The following is a 20,415-nucleotide window of genomic DNA, read 5'->3' as shown; positions in this document are numbered from 1 at the left end:
ACCATCGGCCGCCGCAAATGGGCCCGTAGGTTCTGATCAGTGCAGGTTGGTATTAGACCTGCGAATATGCGTGGCGCCCAAAAGACGAAAAACGACGGGCTGCGAACAAACGCGCTAAAGATGGTTAATCGCGCGCATGAAAGTTATCGCATTACGCCTTTTGCCGTCACGACCTGAATAATAATCGCGCCTGATGCCGACCGGCCTGAAACCGTGCGCGTGATATAGGTGACGCGCCGGATTGTCGTCCCGCATTTCAAGAAAGATCTTCGAACAGCCAAGGTCAGCCGCCGTTTCAACGGCACGTTCGATCAGCCTGCCGCCAAGTCCCCTGGCGCGCGATTCGGGCCTGACCGCGATCAGCAGCAGTTCTTCCTCGTCCAATACGCGGCGCAGCAAGGCAAAGCCCGCGATCCTGTCGAAGTTGCCTGGAACGAGATTGCCGTCCTCATCGATCAGCACATAGCGCGTATCGGGCAGGACAAGCGCGCCAAGCAATTGGGAGCGGGTCCAGGCCTCGCCATAGACCGGGTCGAAGGCGGCCTCCATGACCCGCATGATCGCGTCGATAACATGCTGTTCGGCCATCAGCCCGCCTGCGTCGTGCCCGCCCGCGTCGTGTGTTCCTGCATCGGGGCTGCCGGGGCCATTCGCCGGCCCGCGCCGTTCTTGTTCGGAAGGGCGGCGTCCGGGCGGCGGCCATAGGCCGGGCGCGGATCGGGCGTCAGCAATGCGGGGGGCAGCGCGGCGAATGCGCGCGCGTCGGGCATGATCGCCAGCGCCCGGCCATCGCCGCGCAATTCGGTGAAAGCCTCCGCCCGGCTGCCCGCCACCACCTCGGCGGTCAGCGCCTGTACCGCGTCCTGCGGGCTGAGCGAGCGAGCCTCGCCCTGCGGCAGGCCATCGGCGCCGAACGACTGGACGAACCATTCGCCGTGCCCGGCATTGCTGACCACGCCGACGCATGACGCATTTGTCTCTGCCTGTGCCTGCGCCGCGATCAGCGCCAGCGTCGGATAGCCCAGCAATTGCGCATCCCAAGCCAGCGCCAGCGCCTTCGCCGCCGCCAGCCCCACGCGAATGCCGGTAAAGCTGCCCGGACCGGTCGACACCGCGATCCGCTCTGCGCGCCCGCCGCCGGGCAGTTCGCCGATCATCGGCACCAGCCGTTCGGCATGGCCGCGCCCCAGAGTCTCGCAATATCCCTCGATCAGGCACAGATCGTCGCCCCCGCCCTCGAACAGGGCGGCGGAGCAATTCTCGGTCGCGCAATCGATGACGAGCGTGCGCACGTCGAGGCAGGTCCTTTTCAGCCGACCCGTCGGATCGGGGCCGCGAAAGGCCGGATCAGGCCGCGCGAACCTCGGTCACTTCGGGGACGTAATGTTTCAGCAGACCCTCGATGCCCTGCTTCAGCGTCGCTGTCGAGGAGGGACAGCCCGAACAGGCGCCCTGCATCTGCAGGAAGACTACGCCCTCGCGGAAACCGCGATAGACGATATCGCCGCCATCGCCCGCCACGGCAGGACGCACGCGGGTTTCGATCAGCTCGCGGATCTGCGCGATCACGTCGGCGTCCTCGGGGCTGTCCTCGATGGTCTCGTCCTCGGCAGGAACCGCGAAACCGGCGGCATCGCCGCCCGCGAACAGGGGCGCTTCCGACACGAAATGGTCGAGCAGCACCGCCACCACCTGCGGCTTCAGCGCGGCCCAGTCGGTGCCCTGCGCCGCGGTGACGGACACGAAGTCGGACCCGAAGAACACGCCCGTCACGTCGCCCAGCGAAAACAGCGCCGATGCCAGCGGGGATATTTCCGCGCTTTCGGGATCGGCGAAATCGCGCGTGCCCGATGCCATCACCTGCCGCCCGGGCAGGAATTTCAGCGTGGCGGGATTGGGGGTGGTTTCGGTCTCTATATACATGGGGCCGATTTAGGCGAAGCGGCGGCGCGTTCAAGCTGTGATTGCTTGCGCATCGGCAAGCTGGCCTATGCGGCTGCGCGCAAAGGGGCGGGAATTCGCCGCATTCACTGGCGCTTCATGGCCGCCGTTCCTATACAGGCAACATGAAATTGCATTCCCGCCAGGCGCTCATCGCCGCGCTTTCCGCCCTTCTTGCCAGCACTTCGGTCCTCGTCGCGACGCCCGCGGCGGCCCAGCCCGCTCCTTCTGCCGAGGCGAAGCGCGACTGGCCGCAGGTCGAGCAGGACCGCCCATGGCTCTATCGCGGCAGCGACATCCCGGTGGACGAGGAATGGGTGTTCGGCGAGCTGGACAACGGGCTGCGCTATGCGGTCAGGCAGAACGACATTCCCGCCAATCAGGTCTCCGTCCGCGTGGCGGTCGACGCCGGTTCGATCCACGAGGCGGACAGCGAGCGCGGCTATGCGCACCTGCTCGAACATCTGGTGTTCCGCGAATCCAAGTATCTTGCCAACGGGCAGGCCATCGAACGCTGGCGCGAACTGGGCACCACGATCGGCGCGGACACGGGCGCGTTCACCTCGCCCACCCAGACCGTGTTCAATGTCGACGTTCCCGATGTCGATCAGGCCAAGCTGGGCGAAGTGTTCAAGCTGCTGTCGGGCATGGTGACGGGGCCGGTGCTGAACGACGCCAATGTCCAGACCGAATTGCCCATCGTGCTCGCCGAACGGCGCGAGCGCGGCGCGGCGGGGCGCCGTATTTCCGAGGCCACGCAGCAGACCTATTTCGCGGGCCAGCGCATCGCCGAACGCCTGCCGATCGGCACGGTCGAGACCTTGCAGGCCGCGGACGGCAAGTCGGTAAAGGCGTTCTACGACCGCTGGTACCGCCCCGACAACACGATCATCGTGGTCGCGGGCGACTTCCCCACTGCGGTGCTGGAACAGGCGGTCAAGACCGCGTTCGGCGGCTGGAAGGCCGATGGCACGGCAACTCCTGCGCCGCCCTTCGGCGATCCGGTGCCCGGCCCGAACGCGCAGACCGCGCCGGGCGCGCTGGCGCCGGTCGACAAGGTCAGCGTGATCGTCGAACCCGACCTGCCGCGCAACATCGGCTATGCGGTGATGCGGCCGTGGCGTCCGGTGGTCGACACCATCGTCTATAACGAAGGGCTGCTAACCGATCAGCTGGCCATGTCGATCATCAATCGCCGGCTGGAATCGGCGGCGCGCGGCGGTGGCAGCTTCCTTGCCGCCTCGGTGGCGCAGGACGATCTCAACCGCTCGACCGATGCGACCTTCGTGTCGATCACCCCGCTGGGGGCCGACTGGAAGGGTGCGCTGCTGGACGTGCGCGCGGTGATCAAGGACGCGATCGAAAACCCGCCCACGCAGGAAGAGATCGACCGCGAAGCGGCGGAGTTCGAGAACGCGTTCCGTGTCGGGGTGGAAACCCGCGACGTGCAGCAGGCCTCGGATCTTGTCGACAATGTGGTCGAGGCGATCAATATCCGCGAAACCGTCGCCGCGCCCGAAGTGGTGCTGGACGTGTTCGAAGGCATGAAGCCCAAGCTGACGCCCGAGGTGATCCTGATTCACACGAAGCAGCTGTTCAGCGGCGATGTCGTGCGCGGATTGATGAGCGTGCCCGACGCCAGCGAAGCGAACGAGGCCGCCTTCCGCGCCGCGCTGCTGCAGCCGGTGGAGGCCGACAATTCGGCCCGCGTCACGGGCGAGGCGATCTCGTTCGACGAACTCCCCTCGCTCGGCACGCCCGGCACGGTGGAGGCGCAGGCCGCGACCGGATTGTTCGAGATCGAACTGCTTCGCCTGTCGAACGGCGTCACCGCGATGATCTGGCCCAGCACCGCCGAACCTGGCCGCGTCAGCGTGCGCGTGCGTTTCGGCGCGGGCTATGGCGCGTTCGGTGCCGAAGACAATGCCGAGATCGCGCTGGGCGAGGTTGCGCTGATGGGATCGGGCATTGGCGAGCTCGATCAGGACGCGCTCGACCGCATTACCACGGGCCGCAAGATGGGGCTGCAATTCTCGATCGAGGACAGCGATTTCGTCTTCGCGGGCGAAACGCGTGCCGCGGACCTTGAGGATCAGCTCTATCTGTTCGCGGCCAAGCTGGCCGATCCGCGCTGGGACACCGCGCCGCTGGAACGCGCCAAGGCGGGGCTGTCGATCAGCTACGATTCCTATGCCGCCAGCCCGTCGGGCGTGCTCAACCGCGATTTCGAATATCTGCTGCGCGGCAAGGACCCGCGGTTCGAGGCACCGACGCCTTACGAATTGCAGGCCGTCAGCGCGGAGGACTTCAAGGAAACCTGGGCGCCGGTCCTCGCAAGCGGCCCCGTGCAGGTCGAGATCTTCGGCGATTTCACCCGCGAGCAAGGCATCGCCGCGCTGGAGAAGACCTTCGGCGCGCTGGCTCCGCGCGAACCGGCTGCCGCTCTGCCGCAATTGTCCACCGCGCCGCAGACCGGCGGCGAACCTTTCGTCCTTACGCACCGCGGCGACGCGGACGAGGCGGCGGCGGTGGTCGCATGGCCGACCGGCGGCGGACGCGACGACGTAACCCTGTCTCGCAAGACGCAGGTGCTGACGCAGATCTTCTCCAACCGGCTGTTCGACGCGATGCGCGAAAAGCTGGGCGCCAGCTATTCGCCCAATGTCGCCTCGCGCTGGCCGCTCGACCGCGAAACCGGCGGGTCGATCATCGCCATGGCGCAGGTCGAGCCAGACGAGGTGCAGGTGTTCTTCGACACCGCGACCAGCATTGCCGAGGATCTCGCGACCAATCCGCCCAGCGCGGAGGAAATCGCCCGCGTCACCGAGCCGCTGCGCACCTATATCGAGCGCGTGTCGAGCGGCAACGGCTTCTGGCTGAGCGAACTGGGCGGCGCCTCGCGCGATCCGCGCCGGATCGACCAGATCCGCACCATTATCCGCGACTATTCGCAGGTCACGCCCGAAGAGATGCAGGCGCTGGCGCAGCGTTTCCTCACCGGCGACGCCATGCGGGTGGAGATCGTGCCCGGTGCGACGGCAAGGGCAGGCAATGGCACGGCGGAGGCCGCTGCATCGCGCTGATGGTTGCGGCTGAAACCTTTGCATTGCGCCCCCCTCGGGGGTAAGGGCGGCCCTATTCCGACATTTCGGATGGAGTGAGAAACTGCCGCGGCACCCCAGCAGGGCGGTCCGGCAGGCGATGGAGTGACGAAGTGAACAAGACGGCGGACTGGAGCCCCGAAAGCTGGAAATCGCAGGAAGCAAAGCATCTTCCCGCCTATGCGGACGCAGCGGCGCTGGCCGATGCGGAGCACAGGCTGACCCGGTTTCCCCCGCTCGTCTTCGCGGGCGAGGCACGCGCGCTCAAGGCCGAGCTTGGCGAGGTGTCGCAGGGCAAGGGCTTCCTGCTGCAAGGCGGCGACTGCGCCGAGAGCTTCGCCGAATTCCATCCCGACAATATCCGCGACACGTTCCGCGTGATCCTGCAGATGGCGGTGGTGCTGACCTTCGCCAGCAAGCAGAAGGTGGTGAAGGTCGGCCGCATGGCGGGCCAGTTCGCCAAGCCTCGTTCCAGCGATGTCGAGGTCAAGGACGGCGTCGAGCTTCCCAGCTATTTCGGCGACAACATCAACGACATCGCGTTCGAGGCGGAGGGCCGCAAGCCCGATCCCGAACGCATGATCCGCGCCTATAGTCAGGCCGCGGCCACGCTGAACCTGCTGCGCGCCTTCGCGGGTGGCGGTTATGCGAACCTGCGGCAGGTGCACCAGTGGACGCTGGATTTCATGGACCGGTCCCCGTGGGGCACGCGTTTCGCCCAGACGGCGGACCGCATCAGCGAGGCGCTGGACTTCATGGAGGCCTGCGGCGTCGATCCGGCGACCGTGCCGCAGCTGCAGGGCACCAATTTCTACACCAGCCACGAGGCGCTGCTGCTCCCCTACGAGCAGGCGATGACCCGCCGCGATTCGCTGACCGGCGAATGGTACGACACCAGCGCGCACATGCTGTGGATCGGCGACCGCACCCGTTTCGAAGGGTCGGCCCATGTCGAGTTCCTGCGCGGCGTCGGCAATCCCATCGGCATGAAATGCGGACCCAGCCTGTCGCCCGACGCGCTGCTGTCGATGCTCGACACGCTGAACCCCGGGCGCCAGGCCGGGCGGATCACGCTGATCAGCCGCTTTGGGCACGAGAAGGTGGAGGCAGGCCTTGCCCCGCTGGTCCGCGCGGTCAAGCGCGAGGGCCATCCGGTGGTGTGGTCGTGCGACCCGATGCATGGCAATGTCATCAAGACCGACAGCGGCTTCAAGACGCGTCCGTTCGACCGTATCCTGTCCGAGGTGAAGGGCTTCTTCGCGGTCCACCGGGCCGAGGGCACGCATGCCGGCGGCATCCATGTCGAGATGACCGGGCAGGACGTCACCGAATGCACCGGCGGCGCGGTCGCGATCACCGATGATTTGCTGTCGGCGCGCTATCGCACCCATTGCGATCCGCGCCTCAACGCCGCGCAGTCGATCGAACTGGCCTTCCTGCTGGCCGAGGAACTGAACGCCGAAGTCATGGCCCGCCGCGACGCGGCCTGACTCGGCGCCTCGCTTCGAGGTAAAGTTAATTTGCTCGGGGCGGGCACCATAACCCGCCTCGCGCATTTTCGGTTCATGGATGTTGCCGTTCGTTCCGCGCAGACCGGTGCCGACAAGCCTTCGGACCGGCCGAAACCCCCGCTTGCGGGACAGTTTCGGGCCACCCGCCGGCTCAGCCTCGATCTGGCAGCGCGGCTTTCCGATGCCGATGCGACCATCCAGTCGATGGAGGATGCCAGCCCCGCCAAATGGCATCTGGCGCATACCAGCTGGTTCTTCGAAACCTTCCTGCTGCGCGATCATCTGCCCGATTACCGGCTGTTCGACGATCGCTACCCGTTTCTCTTCAATTCCTATTACGAGGCCGAGGGCCAGCGCATCGCCCGCTTTTCGCGCGGCATGCTGTCGCGCCCGACGCTGGACGAGATCGTCGCCTTTCGCCGCGCCATCGACGACGCGATGGAGGTGCTGCTAGACCGCGAGGATTGCGCCCCGCTGATTGCGCTGGGCATCGCGCATGAGCAGCAGCATCAGGAATTGCTGCTGACCGACATCAAGCATGCGCTGTTCCAGAACCCGCTCGGCCCGGCGATGTTCAAGGAACTGCCCGACATGCCGCAGCACAAGGGCGAGGGCTGGATCGAGCATCAGGGCGGCATCGCACGCATCGGGCAGGATTGCGAAGGCGCACGCTTCTGCTTCGATTGCGAAGGTCCGCGCCACCGCGTCCTGCTCGAACCGTTCCGCCTGTCGCGCGGCCTTGTCACCAATGCCGAATGGGCGGCGTTCATCGCCGACGGCGGCTATCGCGATGCCTCGCTCTGGCTGTCCGACGGCTGGGCATGGGTAAACGGTGAGGGGATCGAGGCGCCGCTCTATTGGCATGGCGACGGTCATTTCACGCTGGCCGGATGGCAGCCACGCGATCCCGACGCGCCCGTCACGCATATCTCCTATTATGAGGCCGACGCCTTTGCCTCATGGGCGGGCAAGCGCCTGCCGACCGAAGCCGAATGGGAAGTCGCCGCCGCGGATGCCGATCCGGCGGCAGGCCAGCAAATGGACGAGGCGCAGGCGGCCCAGCCTGCCGCGACACCCGAACTGTTCGGAAGCTGCTGGCAATGGACGCGCTCGGCCTATCTGCCGCATCCCGGCTTTACCGCTGCGCCCGGCGCGGTCGGCGAATACAACGGCAAGTTCATGAGCGGGCAGTTCGTGCTCAAGGGCGCAAGCTGCGCCACCGCGCGCGGCCATTCGCGCCCCAGCTATCGCAATTTCTTCTACCCCCACCAGCGCTGGCAGTTCACCGGCCTGCGATTGGCACAAGACATCTAGGGAGAGTGCCATGACGGTTCAGCAGGCGCTGCGCATCGTTGACGAGGATGAGGCGGGGATCGACAATGCGTTCCGGCGCGATGTCCTGACCGGCCTGTCGGAACCGCAAAAGGCGGTCCCGGCGCGCTGGTTCTATGACGAGCGCGGATCCGAATTGTTTGAGGACATCACGCGGCTCCCCGAATATTACCCGACGCGGGCCGAGAAAGAGATCCTGCGCGCCCATGGAGGCGATTTCCGCCGCTGCATCGGCGCGGGGCGGGCCGTGGTCGAATTCGGATCGGGCAGTTCGGCCAAGACGCCGCTGCTGCTGAAGGCGATCGATCCGGCGGCCTATGTGCCGATCGACATTTCGGGCGAATTCCTCCGCTCGTCGGCGGACCGGCTGGCGGACAAGTTCCCCATGCTGCCGATCCACCCCGTCGAGGCCGATTTCACGCGCCCCGTGACCATGCCGCCAGAGATCGAGGGCGCCCCGCGGCTGGGCTTCTTCCCCGGATCGACCATCGGCAATCTCGTCCCGCGCACCGCGGTCGACATGCTGCGCGGCATGCGCGAAACGCTGGTCGCGGGCAGTCCGTCCGACAAGCCCCCGCTGCTGCTGATCGGGATGGACCGGATCAAGAGCCGCAAGGTGTTGATCCCCGCCTATGACGACGCACAGGGCGTGACGGCGGCGTTCAACCTCAACCTCCTTACCCGCATCAACCGCGAGCTGAACGGCACGATGCCGGTCGATGCGTTTCGCCACAAGGCGGTCTGGAACGACGATATCGCCCGCGTCGAAATGCATCTCGAGGCGCAGCGCGACATCGCCTTCACCGTGTGCGAGCGCAGCTTCACCATGAAGGCGGGCGAGACCATCCATACCGAGAACAGCCACAAATACGGCCGCCGCTCTGCCGCCGCGCTGCTGCTGGCGGGCGGCTGGACGCCGCTGGAGCGCTGGAACGACCATGACAGCCGCTTCATGGTGATCCTGGCGGAAGCGAGCCCGCTTCGTTCGGCGCCGTGACGGGATTTTCCCGAAGAATTCCAGGGTCAGGATTTGACCTTGTCACCCAATCTGCCCAGTATCGCAGATCTGAAGACCGCAAGAAGAGAAAAGGGGAATTTTCATGAAGTTCAAGACCGTAGCCATTATCGCATCGGCCGCCGCCTTCGCCACGCTCGGCGCCTGCGCGGAAAGCGAGCAGGAAGCACAGGAAGACCTGGTCGAGCAGCAGTACGAATCGGCTGAAGACACGCTCGAAGAGCAGGCCGATCTGGCAGAAGCCCAGGGCGACGAGATGCAGGAAGAAGCTCTCGACGCGCAGGCCGACGCCATGGGCGAAGCCGGCGACGACGCCGAAGCCGCGATGGAGTAAGTCGCAAGACGATCTGCCGTCGTTCGCGACAGGTTGATCAAAAGGGCGGCGTCCGTTTCGAACGGGCGCCGCCTTTGCTTTTGGCGTGCCGTGCTTTTGGGGTGGCCCGCAAGTCCAGCTTCACGCCCCTGATATTTGCAATTGCTTGCGCATGGTGCCGCCTTTGACTACCGCGCGCATTCCGCAGGCTGATGCGGCGGAAATTGGCGTAATTATCATTCACGAACAAGAAAGCAAATATCATGGGTTATCGGGTGGCAGTCGTTGGAGCCACGGGCAATGTCGGACGCGAGATGCTGGCCATCCTCGCCGAGCGGGCCTTCCCCTATGACGAGATCGCGGCGGTTGCCTCCTCGCGCTCGGTCGGGACCGAGATCGAGATTGGCGACACCGGCCAGATGATCAAGTGCAAGAATATCGAGCATTTCGACTTCGCGGGCTATGATATCGCCCTGTTCGCGGCGGGCAGCGGCCCCACGGCCGAATATGCGCCCAAGGCGGCGGCGGCGGGCTGCGTGGTGATCGACAATTCCTCGCTTTACCGCATGGACCCCGACGTGCCGCTGATCGTGCCGGAAGTGAACCCGGACGCGATCGACGGCTATACCAAGAAGAACATCATCGCGAACCCGAACTGCTCGACCGCGCAGATGGTCGTCGCTCTGAAGCCGCTGCACGATGCGGCCAAGATCAAGCGCGTCGTCGTCTCGACCTATCAGTCGGTGTCGGGCGCGGGCAAGCAGGGCATGGACGAGCTGTTCGAACAGAGCCGCGCGATCTTCGTCGGCGACAAGCCCGAACCGGCCAAGTTCACCAAGCAGATCGCCTTCAACGTGATCCCGCACATCGACGTGTTCCTCGACGACGGCTCCACCAAGGAAGAGTGGAAGATGGTCGCCGAGACCAAGAAGATCCTCGACCCCAAGGTCAAGGTGCAGGCCACTTGCGTGCGCGTGCCCGTGTTCGTCGGCCATTCGGAATCGATCAACATCGAGTTCGAGAACGAGATCACCGCCGAGCAGGCCCAGGACATCCTGCGCGAGGCGCCCGGCATCATGCTGGTCGATAAGCGCGAGGATGGCGGATATGTCACACCCGTCGAATGCGTGGGCGATTATGCCACCTATATCAGCCGCGTTCGTGAGGATTCGACGGTTGATAACGGCCTCGCGCTCTGGTGCGTGTCGGACAATCTGCGTAAGGGCGCCGCATTGAACGCGGTGCAAATCGCGGAATTGTTGGGCCGCCGGCACCTCAAGAAGGGCTGATGGTCCATGGCAGCCCCCTCCATCACCGGAAGCCATGTGATGGAGGGCGGCTGCCAATGCGGCGCGGTCCGCTATCGCGTCGAGGTCTCTGACAACGAGGCCTATCTGTGCCACTGCCGCATGTGCCAGAAGGCGACCGGCGGCGTGTCGATCGCGTTCAAGAACGTCGATACCACCGGCCTTGTCTGGACTGGCGAGCCGCAATGGTATGAAAGCTCTCCCATCGCGCATCGTCCGTTCTGCGCAAAATGCGGGACGCCGCTGGGTTTCGGCTTTCTCGGCAGCCAATATCTGGACCTGACCGTCGGCAGCTTCGACGATCCCGCCTTTTTCGTGCCCACCTCGAACTGCGGGATCGAGAGCAAACATGCCGCGTGGGAGGACACCAGCCATCTGCCGGGCGTGAAGGTCACCGAACTGGACAGCGCGATCAAGGCGTGGGGCAAGGCGGGGCTGAAGGTTCCTGACTGAATGCCTGCTCCCGTTCCCGATCGAGCCGGTTGCCGATCGAAAGGGGCAACGGGATTGGCGCGGGCGGCAAAGGCCGCTAGGCACGCTGCATGACCGACAGTTCAGAAATCCATCTCGTCCGCGACGACATCGAGGCGCGCGACGGCACGCAGCTCGCCGTGTGGCGCATGGATGCGCCCGATCCGAACGGCCGCACGCTGGTGCTGGTCCACGGGCTGTTTTCCAGCGCGGAGATGAACTGGATCAAGTTCGGCCATGCCCGCACGCTGGCAGAGGCCGGGTTCAACCTGATCATGCCGGACCTGCGGGCGCATGGCGAAAGCGGAGCGCCGCACGATCCGGCCTGCTATCCGCCCGGCGTGCTGGTGAACGATCTGGAAGATCTGCTCGCCCATTACGCGCTGGACGCGGAGGGGGCCGAATATGACCTCGCCGGATTCTCGCTGGGCGCGCGCACGGTGCTGGGCGGCGCGATCGCGGGGCTGACGCCGCGGCGGCTGGCGCTGGTGGGCATGGGTCTGGAAGGCCTGCTCGATTTCCGCCGCCGCGCAGGGTTCTTCATCGACGCCATCGACAATTTCGACACGGCAAAGCGCGGCGACGACCATTTCTTCGCGGTGTCCTTCATGAAATCGATGAAGGTCGACCGCGTGGCCGCGCGCCTGCTGCTGTCGTCCAGCGGGCTGGCGCTCGACAAGGCGCAGCTGTCGGTGCCGCAAATGCCGGTGCTGGTGCTGTGCGGGACCGAGGATGACGACAACGGATCGGCCGAGGCGCTGGCCGAGGCGCTGCCCGACGCGCGGATCGCATGGATGCCCGGCACCCACATGACCAGCGTCACCGAAAAGGCGCTGGGCCGCGAATTGGCGGAATTCTTCAGCGCCTGATCGCGCCGCAGCCTAGCGGAACGGCGGCTCGTTGAACGCGCGCAGCTTGCGGCTGTGCAGGCGTTCGCCCTCGGCCTTCAGCAATTCGCAGCTTCGGATGCCGATCTGCAGATGGCCCGCAATGGCCTGCTCGTAAAAGCGGTTGGCCTGTCCCGGCAGCTTCAGCTCGCCATGCAGCGGCTTGTCCGACACGCATAGCAGCGTGCCGTAGGGGACGCGGAAGCGGTAACCCTGCGCCGCGATGGTGGCGCTTTCCATGTCGATCCCGACCGCGCGCGACAGCGACAGGCGGTGGCCGGTCTTGCCGACCTGCAGTTCCCAGTTGCGGTCGTCGGTCGTGACGACGGTGCCGGTACGCATGCGGCGCTTCAGATCCACGCCCTCGGTCCCGCTGATCTCCTCCGCCGCCCTGGCCATGGCCTGCTGCACCTCGGCAATGGCAGGCAGGGGGATCTCGGGCGGAAGCACGCTGTCGAGCACGTGATCGTCGCGCAGATAGGCGTGGGCCAGCACGTAATCGCCGATCTTCTGGCTGTCGCGCAGCCCGCCGCAATGGCCGATCATCAACCACGCCTCGGGCCGCATCACCGCCAGATGGTCGGTGATCGTCTTGGCGTTGGAAGGGCCGACACCGATATTGACCAGCGTGATCCCGTCGCCGCCAGGCGCGATCAGGTGATAGGCGGGCATCTGGTGCCGCCGCCAGGCGGTGTCCGACAGCAGGCTGCGGGCATTGTCGCGCCTTTGGTCCAGATAGAGCCCGCCCGCACCCGACAGCGCGGTGAAATTCTGTCCGTCCAGCTGCTGCGCCGCCCAGTCGACGAATTCGTCGACATAGCGGTGATAATTGGTGAACAGCACGAAACGCTGCACATGTTCGGGATTGGTGCCGGTGTAATGCTGCAGCCGCGCCAGGCTGAAATCGGTGCGCAGCCCGTCGAACAGCGACAGCGGCATCGGATCGTCCTGCGCGACGACATCGACGCCGTCGGCAATCTCGTCCCCGATCAGCGCCAGTTCGGTCGCCGGGAAATGATGCGCCAGCTCGCGCGGCGACACGCTGGCAAGGTCGGTCGCTGCCCCCTCGCCAGACCATGGGCCGTCGAGCACATAGGGAAACGGGATTTCCTGCCGCGAGGGACTGACCCCGACCTCGATCTCGTGATCCTCCATGATCAGCGACAATTGCTCGCGCAGATAGGGGGCGAACAGGCGGGGGCGGGTGATCGTGGTCTGATAGCGTCCCGGCCGCGTCAGCCGCGCGAAGGACCGGCTGACCTCCGAAGGCTTGCTGCTGCCCGAATAGCGCAAGCGCAGCTGCGGATAGGCATAGGACCCGTCGTTGCGGCGCGACCGGTCGGGCAGGGTGCCGTCCGCGGCATAGGCGATCATGTCCTCGCGCAGGGTCTGGCGCGCGGTGTCGTACAGCCGGGTCAGTTCGGCAATGATGTCGTCGGGCGTGTTCATCGACAACAGCTAGCGCCCCGAATCTGACATTTCAAAGGCAGGATCGCGGTTGCGGACGATATTCCTGCAAAAAGGGCGCGGACAGCCAAGCCGTCCGCGCCCTTCCTGATACTCGTCAAGACGGCAGAGAGGCCGATCAGGCCTGCTCTTCGTCCTCGCCCTCGGCGGCTTCGCCCTCTGCGTCGGCATCGGCGAACTCGCCAGGCTCTGCATTGGGGTCGCGCTCTTCGGTGAAGCCGGTCTGTTCGGCGGCTTCTTCCTCGAACATCGCGGCCAGCACGTCGACGCCTTCCGACTGAAGCGAGGCTTCGTCGTCCGAGCGGGCGACATTGGCCTTGATCGTCACATGCACCTCGGGGTGCAGCGCGATGGTCACGTCGAACATGCCGATGGTCTTGATCGGCGCGCTCAGGATGACCTGCTTCTTGTCGATGTCGTGGCCCTTTTCATTGAGGGCCGCGGTGATGTCGCGAACGTTGACCGAACCGTACAGCTGGCCGGCGTTCGACGACGCGCGGATCAGCACGATCTCGGTGCCGGCAACCTTCTCACCGGCCTTTTCGGCTTCGGTGCGGCGCTCGGCGTTCTCGGCTTCCAGACGCTCGCGATTGGCTTCGAAGACCTTCTTGTTCGCCGCATTGGCGCGAAGGGCCTTCTTGTTCGGGAGCAGGAAGTTGCGGGCGTAGCCGTCCTTGACGGAAACCACGTCACCGATGGTGCCGAGCTTCTCGATACGTTCCAGGAGGATGATGTCCATGGGTCAGGCCCTCCTTACTTGACGATGTAGGGCAGCAGGCCGATGTGGCGTGCGCGCTTGATCGCCTTGGACAGCTCGCGCTGCTTCTTGGCGGATACGGCGGTGATGCGGCTCGGCACGATCTTGCCACGCTCGGACATGAAGCCCTGCAGCAGGCGCACATCCTTGTAGTCGATCGCGGGCGCATTCTTGGCTGCGAAAGGGCAGCTCTTGCGGCGGCGGAAAAACGGACGGGCCATCTCAGCGATCTCCCTTGCGGCCGCGGCGTTCGCGGTCGTTCTTGCGCATCATGACCGACGGGCCACCTTCGTGTTCCTCGACCTTGATGGTCATGTAACGGATCACGTCCTCGTTGATGCGGGTCTGGCGCTCCAGCTCCTCGACAACCTTGGCGGGCGCGTCGATGTTCAGCATCACATAGTGAGCCTTGCGGTTGCGCTGGATCTTGTAGGCGAGGTTCTTGAGGCCCCAGGTCTCGGTCTTCACGACCTTGCCCTCGTTCGCCTCGACAATCTCGGTGGCGGTGTTCGCAAGCGCATCGACCTGGCTCTGAGAGAGGTCCTGACGCGCAAGGAACACATGCTCGTAAAGCGGCATGCGCTTGTTCCTTCGTCTGTGCCGATCGCTGACCCTCGCCCCCATGGCGAAAGGCCCCTCCGGCTTTCTTTCAAGATTTCCGTCAGGCTGGTTCCGCCGCGGATTCGCGCGTCGGGCTCTGCCGGAAAGGGCGCGCCATACAGCGTCTGGCCGCAAATGCAAGCGCGCAGCGTCCGGCGAAACCCTTCGACTGCGTGCGATTGCCGTCTAATTTGGCACCGCGAATCGCAAGGGGGCAGGACTTGGGCAGCATATCACACGATCGCGCAACGCCGGACCAGCCCGCACCCGCGCCGCGCATAAGGCCCGTCACCTCGGACCGCATCGCCAGCCTCGACATCGTGCGCGGTTTCGCGGTGCTGGGGATCCTTGCCGCCAATGTCGTCGGCTTTGCCCGCACCGGACCCTATTACTATTGGGGCATCCTGTACCCGCACGGCTTCTGGGAGGAGGCGGGCTGGCTGATCCAGTACCTCTTCCTCGACGGCAAGCTGCGCGGGCTGTTCGCCTTCCTGTTCGGCGCAGGCATGGCGATCTTCGTCGACCGCGCGGCGGCGAAACGCGGCATGGTGGGCGCGCTGCTGCTGCAGGGGCGGCGCCTGCTGTGGCTCGCGCTGTTCGGGGCGGCGCATTACTACCTGCTGTTCTTTGGCGACATTCTGCTGGATTACGCGGTCGTCGGGCTGGCCGCGATGCTGTTCCTGCCGCTGGGCACCCGCGCCCTGCTGTTCTTCGGCCTGTTCGCCAGCTTCTACATGGGCATCATGGGCGCCATCGCCCTGTTTCCCGCCAGCGAACTGTCCGCGCTGTCCGCGCCGCCCGCCAGCGAAATCCGGCAGGATTACGAAGCGCAGGTAGAGGCCATGCGCGCCCAGAGCAATGCCAGCGACGCGGTCCGCCAGACCGGCAGCTTTGCCGACATCATGGCGTGGCGGCACAAGACGCGCAGCATATGGGACCGCATCGCCTTCATGCCGATATCGGGGCCGGCCTATCTGGGCCTGATGCTGTTGGGGGCGGCGCTGTACCGTCTGGGCTTCTTCTCGGGCGAATGGAACAGGCGCGCGATGATCGTGTGGGGCCTTGGCGGGATTGCCGCCTCGCTATTGCTGACCCTGCCGCTGGGCCTGATGGCGATGCGTTACGATCATTATCCGGCGGTCAGCTATTGGGTGCAGTTCGGCCCGACCTCGCTGCTGCGCCTGCCGATGATTGTGGGCTATGCGGCGCTGCTGATCGCGTTCACGCCCATGCTCGCGCGCAGCGGGTTCGGGCAGAGGCTGGCCGCGGCGGGGCGCATGGCGTTCAGCAATTACATCCTCAGCTCGGTCATGATGGGGATCGTGTTTCTCGGCTGGGGGCTGGGTCTTTACGGCGACTGGCACCGGCTGTCGCTGTGGGCATGGTCGGCGGGCGGCATGGGCCTGATGCTGCTGTGGTCGCGCCCGTGGCTGGACCGGTTCCGCTTCGGCCCGCTCGAATGGCTGTGGCGCTGCCTGACCTATATGCGGCTGTTCCCGATCCGCCGGTAAGTTCATTTGCCAGCCACGGTTCGCCTGCTAAATGGTGCGGATAGTCTCATCCGAAAGGAAATTCCGTCCCGATGCGCAAGCTGATCCTTGCCGCCGCCCTTGCCGGCTGTGCCATCCATGTCGTTCCAGCCAGCGCCCAGGAAGGGGCGGCCCAGGAGGGCGCCGCCCAGACGCGCGTCCTGTCGCCCGCCGAACGCGCCGATCCCGCCGCCGCGGCGATCGACGCCGACCAGATCGCCGCCACCGTCACCTTCCTCGCCGACGATCTGCTGCAGGGCCGCGACACGGGCAGCGAATATTACGACATCGCCGCCGCCTATGTCGCCTCGCGCTACATGGCCATGGGACTACAGCCTGCGAACGACGGCAGCTTCATGCAGGACATCACTTTCCGCACCGCCAGCAACGAAACGGCCGCGCTGTCCTTTATCGCGCCCGATGGCGTGGTCACGCTGGAACCGGGCACGGATTTCGTCGCGGGCGGCAGCTTTACCGAGCAGCAGGTGGAGCTGACCGCGCCGATGGTGTTCGTGGGGCAGGGCATCCATAGCCCCGAAAACGGCATCGACGATTACGCGGGCGTCGATATCGCGGGCAAGATCGTGGTCGCCGTGTCGGGGACGCCCAAGACAGTTCCGGGCGAGATCGCCTCGACCCTCGCCAATACCAAGACGAAATATGCCAGCGAAAACGGCGCGGTCGGATTGATCTCGATCCGCAGCCGCGAATCGCTCAAGAGCATGTCGTTCGACAAGCTCGTCACCTATCTGAAGGAGCCGAGCGAGACCTGGGTCGGCCCTGACGGCAAGGCGAATGTGCAGGACCCCAATCTGCGGTTCCAGGCCTATATATCGCCCGAAACCGCTAAGCGCCTGCTGGCGGCGTCCGGCAAGGATCTGGACGAATTGCTGGCGGTCTATGACGATCCCAAGGCGAAAAGCCGCCCCGCCGCCTTCGACATGACGGGCGAGGCGACCGCCAGGGTCACGACCAAATGGGACGACAAGACCAGCGCCAATGTCGTCGCCATGCTGCCCGGATCGGATCCCGATCTGGCGGACGAATATGTGGTGATGAGCGCGCATCTGGACCATGTCGGCAACCATCTGACCGATGCGCCCGGCGAAGGGGGCGAGGGCGAAGACACCGACACGATCTATAATGGCGCGATGGACAATGCGACCGGCGTCGCCACCATGCTGGAGGTCGCCCGCGTCATCGCGATGGGCCCGAACCGTCCCCGCCGACCGATCCTGTTCGCCGCGGTCACCGCGGAGGAAAAGGGCCTGCTGGGTTCCGAATATCTCGCCCGCAATTTCGTGCGCGATGACGGCAAGCCGGTCGGCGTCGTCAATTTCGACATGCCGGTGCTGCTATACGATCTAGCCGATGTGGTCGGGTTCGGAGCGGAGAATTCGACGATGGGGCAGACGCTGATCCGGGCGGGCGCGGCGACCGGCATCGGCGTATCGCCCGATTTCCTGCCGGAAGAGAACCTGTTCGTCCGCTCGGACCATTACAGCTTCGTCAAGGAAGGCGTGCCCGCGTTGTTCCTGATGACGGGTGTGCAGAACGGCGGCAAGCAGGCCTTCACCGACTTCCTCGGCACCCATTACCACAAGCCGAGCGACGATCTGAACCTGCCGCTCAACTGGGAATCGGCGCGCAAGTTCGCGCTGCTCAATTACGAGATCGTGAAGATGACCGCCAATGCCGACCAGCCGCCGATGTGGTACGAGGGCAATTATTTCGGCGAAACCTTCGCGCCGGACGCGCCCCGCGCACCGGCGCTGGCTGCATCCGAACCGGCGGAGTGATCATCTAGTCCAGCCGGTCCAGAATGGCGCGCGCGAAAGTGCTGAGCGTATCGTCGCGCGCGCCCATCACCACGATGCGGTCGCCGGCCTGCGCGATCTCGACAATGCGGTCGCCGCAATCCTCGCGCGATGCGAAATGCTCCGCATCCTTGCCCGCGTCGCAGATCCATTGCGCAAGATCGGCCCCGCCGATGCTGCGGTCCACGGTGCCGCCGAAATAGGCCGGGTCGCACAGGATCACCCGGTCGTCGCCGTCCAGTTCCTCGGCAAAGACCTCTGCCAGTTCGCGCCCCATCTGTCGGATCGGACCGAAGCCGTGCGGCTGGAAAAAGGCGATCACGCGGCCCGGATGCGCCCTTAAAGTGCGCAAGGTTGCGCGCACCTTGTCGGGGTTATGACCGAAATCGTCGATCACGGTGATACCCGATGCGCTCGTCCCGACGATGTCGAACCGCCGCGCCAGACCGGTGAAGCCGCCCAGCGCCTTCACCGCGACATCGAAATCGACCCCCACCGCCATCGCCGCCCCCAGGGCCGCCAGCGCATTGGACAGATTGTGCCGTCCGGGCACCTGCAACGACAGTTCCGCCTCGCGCCCCTCGGCGCGGTCGAGCACAATAGCGCCGATCCCGCGCGCTTCCTCGCGGATCGAACCCGCCGCCACGCCGATCCGCGCATCCGCCGCGTCGATCCCATAGGTGATCGCCGATCTCGCCCGTCCGGCCAACGCCAATGCTTCCGCATCGTCGGCGTTGATCACGGCCATGTCCGACACGGCAAGGTAATCACCAAACAGCACGCGCAATTCGTCCATGCCCTTGTGGTCCAGCGTCACGTTCAGCAGCACCGCCACGCTGGGCCGGTAGAGCGCGATCGACCCGTCGCTTTCGTCCACCTCGGACACGAAGGAGCGCCCGTCGCCGACCCGCGCACTGGCGAACAGCGCGTCATCCGACCGGAAGTTCTTCATCACCGCGCCGTTCATGATGGTCGGATCGCGGCCCGCCTGCGTCAGCACCCAGCCGGTCATGCCCGTCACGGTCGACTTGCCGCTGGTCCCGCCGATGGCGATGCTGCGCTCCGCACCGTTGAACAGGGCGGACAGCAATTCGGCGCGGCTCATCCGGTCGCAGCCCAGTTCAATGGCGCGGCGTACTTCGGGCACGGTGTCCTCGATCGCGGCACTGGCGACAAGGATCTGGTCGCCGCTGGTGATGCCGCTGCCGTCCTGCGGGTACAGGTCGATGCCCTGATTCGCGATCCATGCGAATTTCTCGGGGCTTCGACCCTGGTCGAAACTGCGGTCCGATCCGGCAATCGCAGCGCCGCGCCCGCGCAGGATGCAGGCCAGCGGCAACATCCCCGACCCGCCGATGCCACAGAAGAAGAACGGGCGCTTCAGCAGCGCGGAAAGATCGCTATCGCTCATGCCGTTCGTCGCTATTGAAGCAGGCCGCGCTTGGCAATGCGCGCCGGCCGCCCTAGCACTGCTTTTCATGATCCGCGTCGCCATCTGTGCACCGTCCGCCTCGCTTCCACGCGAACTCGCAACGCAGGTCACGGCGGTCGCCGCGGGCTTCGGCGACGTCGAACTCCATTTTCACGAGCAATGCTTTGCCGAACAAGGGCATTTCGCCGGACCGGACGAGCAGCGACTGGCCGCGCTGGTCGAATGCGCGAACGATCCGAACTATGACGCGGTCTGGTTCGCGCGCGGCGGTTACGGATCGAATCGCATCGCGGGCGATGCCATCGCGCGCATGGGGCCCGTCGCCAACGGCAAGATCTGGCTGGGCAGTTCGGACGGCGGTTACCTGCTGGGCGCGCTCTACCGGGCGGGGATCGGCAGGCCGGTCCATGCGCCCATGCCGCTCGACATCAAGCGCGAGCACGGCGCGGATGCCATCGGTTCGGTGCTGTCGTGGCTGTCGGGCGATCTGGGCGGGCTGGAGCCGCATCTGGACGGCAGGCCGACGGCGGCCTTCAACCTTATGACGCTGGCCATGCTGTCGGGCACGCCGCTGATGCCGGACCTGTCGGGCCATGTCGTAATGGTCGAGGAGGTGAGCGAATATCTCTATTCGGTCGACCGCCTGTTCTTCCACGTGACCGAGGCGCTGCCGAAATCGGTGCTCGGCCTGCGGCTGGGGCGGGTCAGCGACGTGCCCGAAAACGACCGCGAATTTGGCATGACGGCGGAAGAGATCGCCCGTCACTGGTGCGCGCGTTCGGGCATCGCCTTTCTGGGCGAGGCCGATATCGGCCATGACGCGGCCAATCGCATCGTCCCCTTTGGCATCACCGACCGCGAGGCGCCGCTGGGTCTTTCCGGTTTCTCCCTTGGCAAGCCGCGCTCTTGGCAATAACGCGCCCCTTTCGATAAGC

General features: G+C 65.5%; 19 protein-coding genes. 11 read left to right on the top strand and 8 right to left on the bottom strand.

Going from position 1 to position 20,415, the window contains the following annotated elements; all coding sequences use genetic code 11:
- Positions 1-114: 114 nt before the first annotated feature.
- Genes AC4FIJ_RS06370 through AC4FIJ_RS06360 form a run of 3 tightly spaced genes read right to left on the bottom strand, consistent with a single transcriptional unit; the run spans position 115 to position 1,923 of the window.
- Entirely contained in the window at positions 115-588 is a 474-nt protein-coding gene (locus AC4FIJ_RS06370) for a GNAT family N-acetyltransferase (protein ID WP_490335872.1), read from the bottom strand.
- Positions 588-1,292, bottom strand: coding sequence for a tRNA (adenosine(37)-N6)-threonylcarbamoyltransferase complex dimerization subunit type 1 TsaB (tsaB, locus tag AC4FIJ_RS06365; RefSeq protein WP_490335871.1), 705 nt, complete (start codon positions 1,290-1,292; stop codon positions 588-590). Before tsaB ends, AC4FIJ_RS06370 begins: the two co-directional genes overlap by 1 nt.
- A gap of 55 nt (positions 1,293-1,347) precedes the next feature.
- Complete coding sequence (locus tag AC4FIJ_RS06360; protein ID WP_490335870.1) at positions 1,348-1,923, bottom strand: NifU family protein; 576 nt, start codon at positions 1,921-1,923, stop codon at positions 1,348-1,350.
- Between the two features lie 143 nt (positions 1,924-2,066).
- On the opposite strand from AC4FIJ_RS06360, the gene AC4FIJ_RS06355 reads away from it, so the two are divergent.
- The 8 genes from AC4FIJ_RS06355 to AC4FIJ_RS06320 all read left to right on the top strand — a co-directional run bounded on the left by AC4FIJ_RS06355 (position 2,067) and on the right by AC4FIJ_RS06320 (position 11,860).
- A complete protein-coding gene (locus tag AC4FIJ_RS06355; RefSeq protein WP_490335869.1) occupies positions 2,067-5,024 on the top strand; it encodes a M16 family metallopeptidase in 2,958 nt (985 codons plus the stop codon).
- Between the two features lie 131 nt (positions 5,025-5,155).
- A complete protein-coding gene (locus AC4FIJ_RS06350) occupies positions 5,156-6,532 on the top strand; it encodes a class II 3-deoxy-7-phosphoheptulonate synthase (RefSeq protein WP_490335868.1) in 1,377 nt (458 codons plus the stop codon).
- Positions 6,533-6,607: 75 nt separating this feature from the next.
- Positions 6,608-7,867 carry an ergothioneine biosynthesis protein EgtB gene (gene egtB, locus AC4FIJ_RS06345; protein ID WP_490335867.1) on the top strand — a complete coding sequence of 420 codons (1,260 nt, stop codon included), beginning with the start codon at positions 6,608-6,610 and terminating at the stop codon, positions 7,865-7,867.
- Between the two features lie 10 nt (positions 7,868-7,877).
- Complete coding sequence (gene egtD, locus AC4FIJ_RS06340; RefSeq protein ID WP_490335866.1) at positions 7,878-8,882, top strand: L-histidine N(alpha)-methyltransferase; 1,005 nt, start codon at positions 7,878-7,880, stop codon at positions 8,880-8,882.
- Positions 8,883-8,985: 103 nt separating this feature from the next.
- The gene (locus AC4FIJ_RS06335) at positions 8,986-9,234 is read left to right on the top strand and encodes a hypothetical protein (protein ID WP_490335865.1); all 249 of its coding nucleotides are present in this window, start codon (positions 8,986-8,988) and stop codon (positions 9,232-9,234) included.
- A 242-nt stretch (positions 9,235-9,476) separates the two neighbouring features.
- Positions 9,477-10,502 (top strand): aspartate-semialdehyde dehydrogenase, encoded by a 1,026-nt coding sequence (locus AC4FIJ_RS06330; protein ID WP_490335864.1) that lies wholly within the window; start codon positions 9,477-9,479, stop codon positions 10,500-10,502.
- Between the two features lie 6 nt (positions 10,503-10,508).
- A complete protein-coding gene (locus tag AC4FIJ_RS06325) occupies positions 10,509-10,973 on the top strand; it encodes a GFA family protein (RefSeq protein ID WP_490335863.1) in 465 nt (154 codons plus the stop codon).
- A gap of 89 nt (positions 10,974-11,062) precedes the next feature.
- Positions 11,063-11,860 carry an alpha/beta fold hydrolase gene (locus AC4FIJ_RS06320; RefSeq protein ID WP_490335862.1) on the top strand — a complete coding sequence of 266 codons (798 nt, stop codon included), beginning with the start codon at positions 11,063-11,065 and terminating at the stop codon, positions 11,858-11,860.
- Between the two features lie 12 nt (positions 11,861-11,872).
- Here the strand turns inward: AC4FIJ_RS06320 and AC4FIJ_RS06315 are convergent, their stop codons facing one another.
- From AC4FIJ_RS06315 to rpsF, 4 genes are all read right to left on the bottom strand, one after another.
- Positions 11,873-13,327 carry an AMP nucleosidase gene (locus tag AC4FIJ_RS06315; protein ID WP_490335861.1) on the bottom strand — a complete coding sequence of 485 codons (1,455 nt, stop codon included), beginning with the start codon at positions 13,325-13,327 and terminating at the stop codon, positions 11,873-11,875.
- A 136-nt stretch (positions 13,328-13,463) separates the two neighbouring features.
- A complete protein-coding gene (rplI, locus tag AC4FIJ_RS06310) occupies positions 13,464-14,084 on the bottom strand; it encodes a 50S ribosomal protein L9 (RefSeq protein ID WP_490335860.1) in 621 nt (206 codons plus the stop codon).
- Positions 14,085-14,098: 14 nt separating this feature from the next.
- A complete protein-coding gene (rpsR, locus tag AC4FIJ_RS06305; protein WP_066845972.1) occupies positions 14,099-14,323 on the bottom strand; it encodes a 30S ribosomal protein S18 in 225 nt (74 codons plus the stop codon).
- A gap of 1 nt (position 14,324) precedes the next feature.
- Positions 14,325-14,681, bottom strand: coding sequence for a 30S ribosomal protein S6 (gene rpsF / locus AC4FIJ_RS06300; RefSeq protein ID WP_490335859.1), 357 nt, complete (start codon positions 14,679-14,681; stop codon positions 14,325-14,327).
- A 242-nt stretch (positions 14,682-14,923) separates the two neighbouring features.
- Between rpsF and AC4FIJ_RS06295 the strand changes: the two genes are divergently transcribed.
- Positions 14,924-16,213, top strand: coding sequence for a DUF418 domain-containing protein (locus tag AC4FIJ_RS06295; protein ID WP_490335858.1), 1,290 nt, complete (start codon positions 14,924-14,926; stop codon positions 16,211-16,213).
- Positions 16,214-16,284: 71 nt separating this feature from the next.
- A complete protein-coding gene (locus AC4FIJ_RS06290; protein WP_490335857.1) occupies positions 16,285-18,030 on the top strand; it encodes a M28 family metallopeptidase in 1,746 nt (581 codons plus the stop codon).
- Between the two features lie 4 nt (positions 18,031-18,034).
- Here AC4FIJ_RS06290 and AC4FIJ_RS06285 read toward each other — a convergent pair whose 3' ends face one another.
- The gene (locus tag AC4FIJ_RS06285) at positions 18,035-19,459 is read right to left on the bottom strand and encodes a glutamate ligase domain-containing protein (RefSeq protein WP_490335856.1); all 1,425 of its coding nucleotides are present in this window, start codon (positions 19,457-19,459) and stop codon (positions 18,035-18,037) included.
- A 67-nt stretch (positions 19,460-19,526) separates the two neighbouring features.
- Between AC4FIJ_RS06285 and AC4FIJ_RS06280 the strand changes: the two genes are divergently transcribed.
- The gene (locus tag AC4FIJ_RS06280) at positions 19,527-20,396 is read left to right on the top strand and encodes an LD-carboxypeptidase (protein ID WP_490335855.1); all 870 of its coding nucleotides are present in this window, start codon (positions 19,527-19,529) and stop codon (positions 20,394-20,396) included.
- Positions 20,397-20,415: the final 19 nt, after the last annotated feature.

The sequence above is a fragment of the Croceicoccus sp. genome (assembly GCF_983967925.1).
This window is presented reverse-complemented; position numbering and strand designations above follow the sequence as displayed.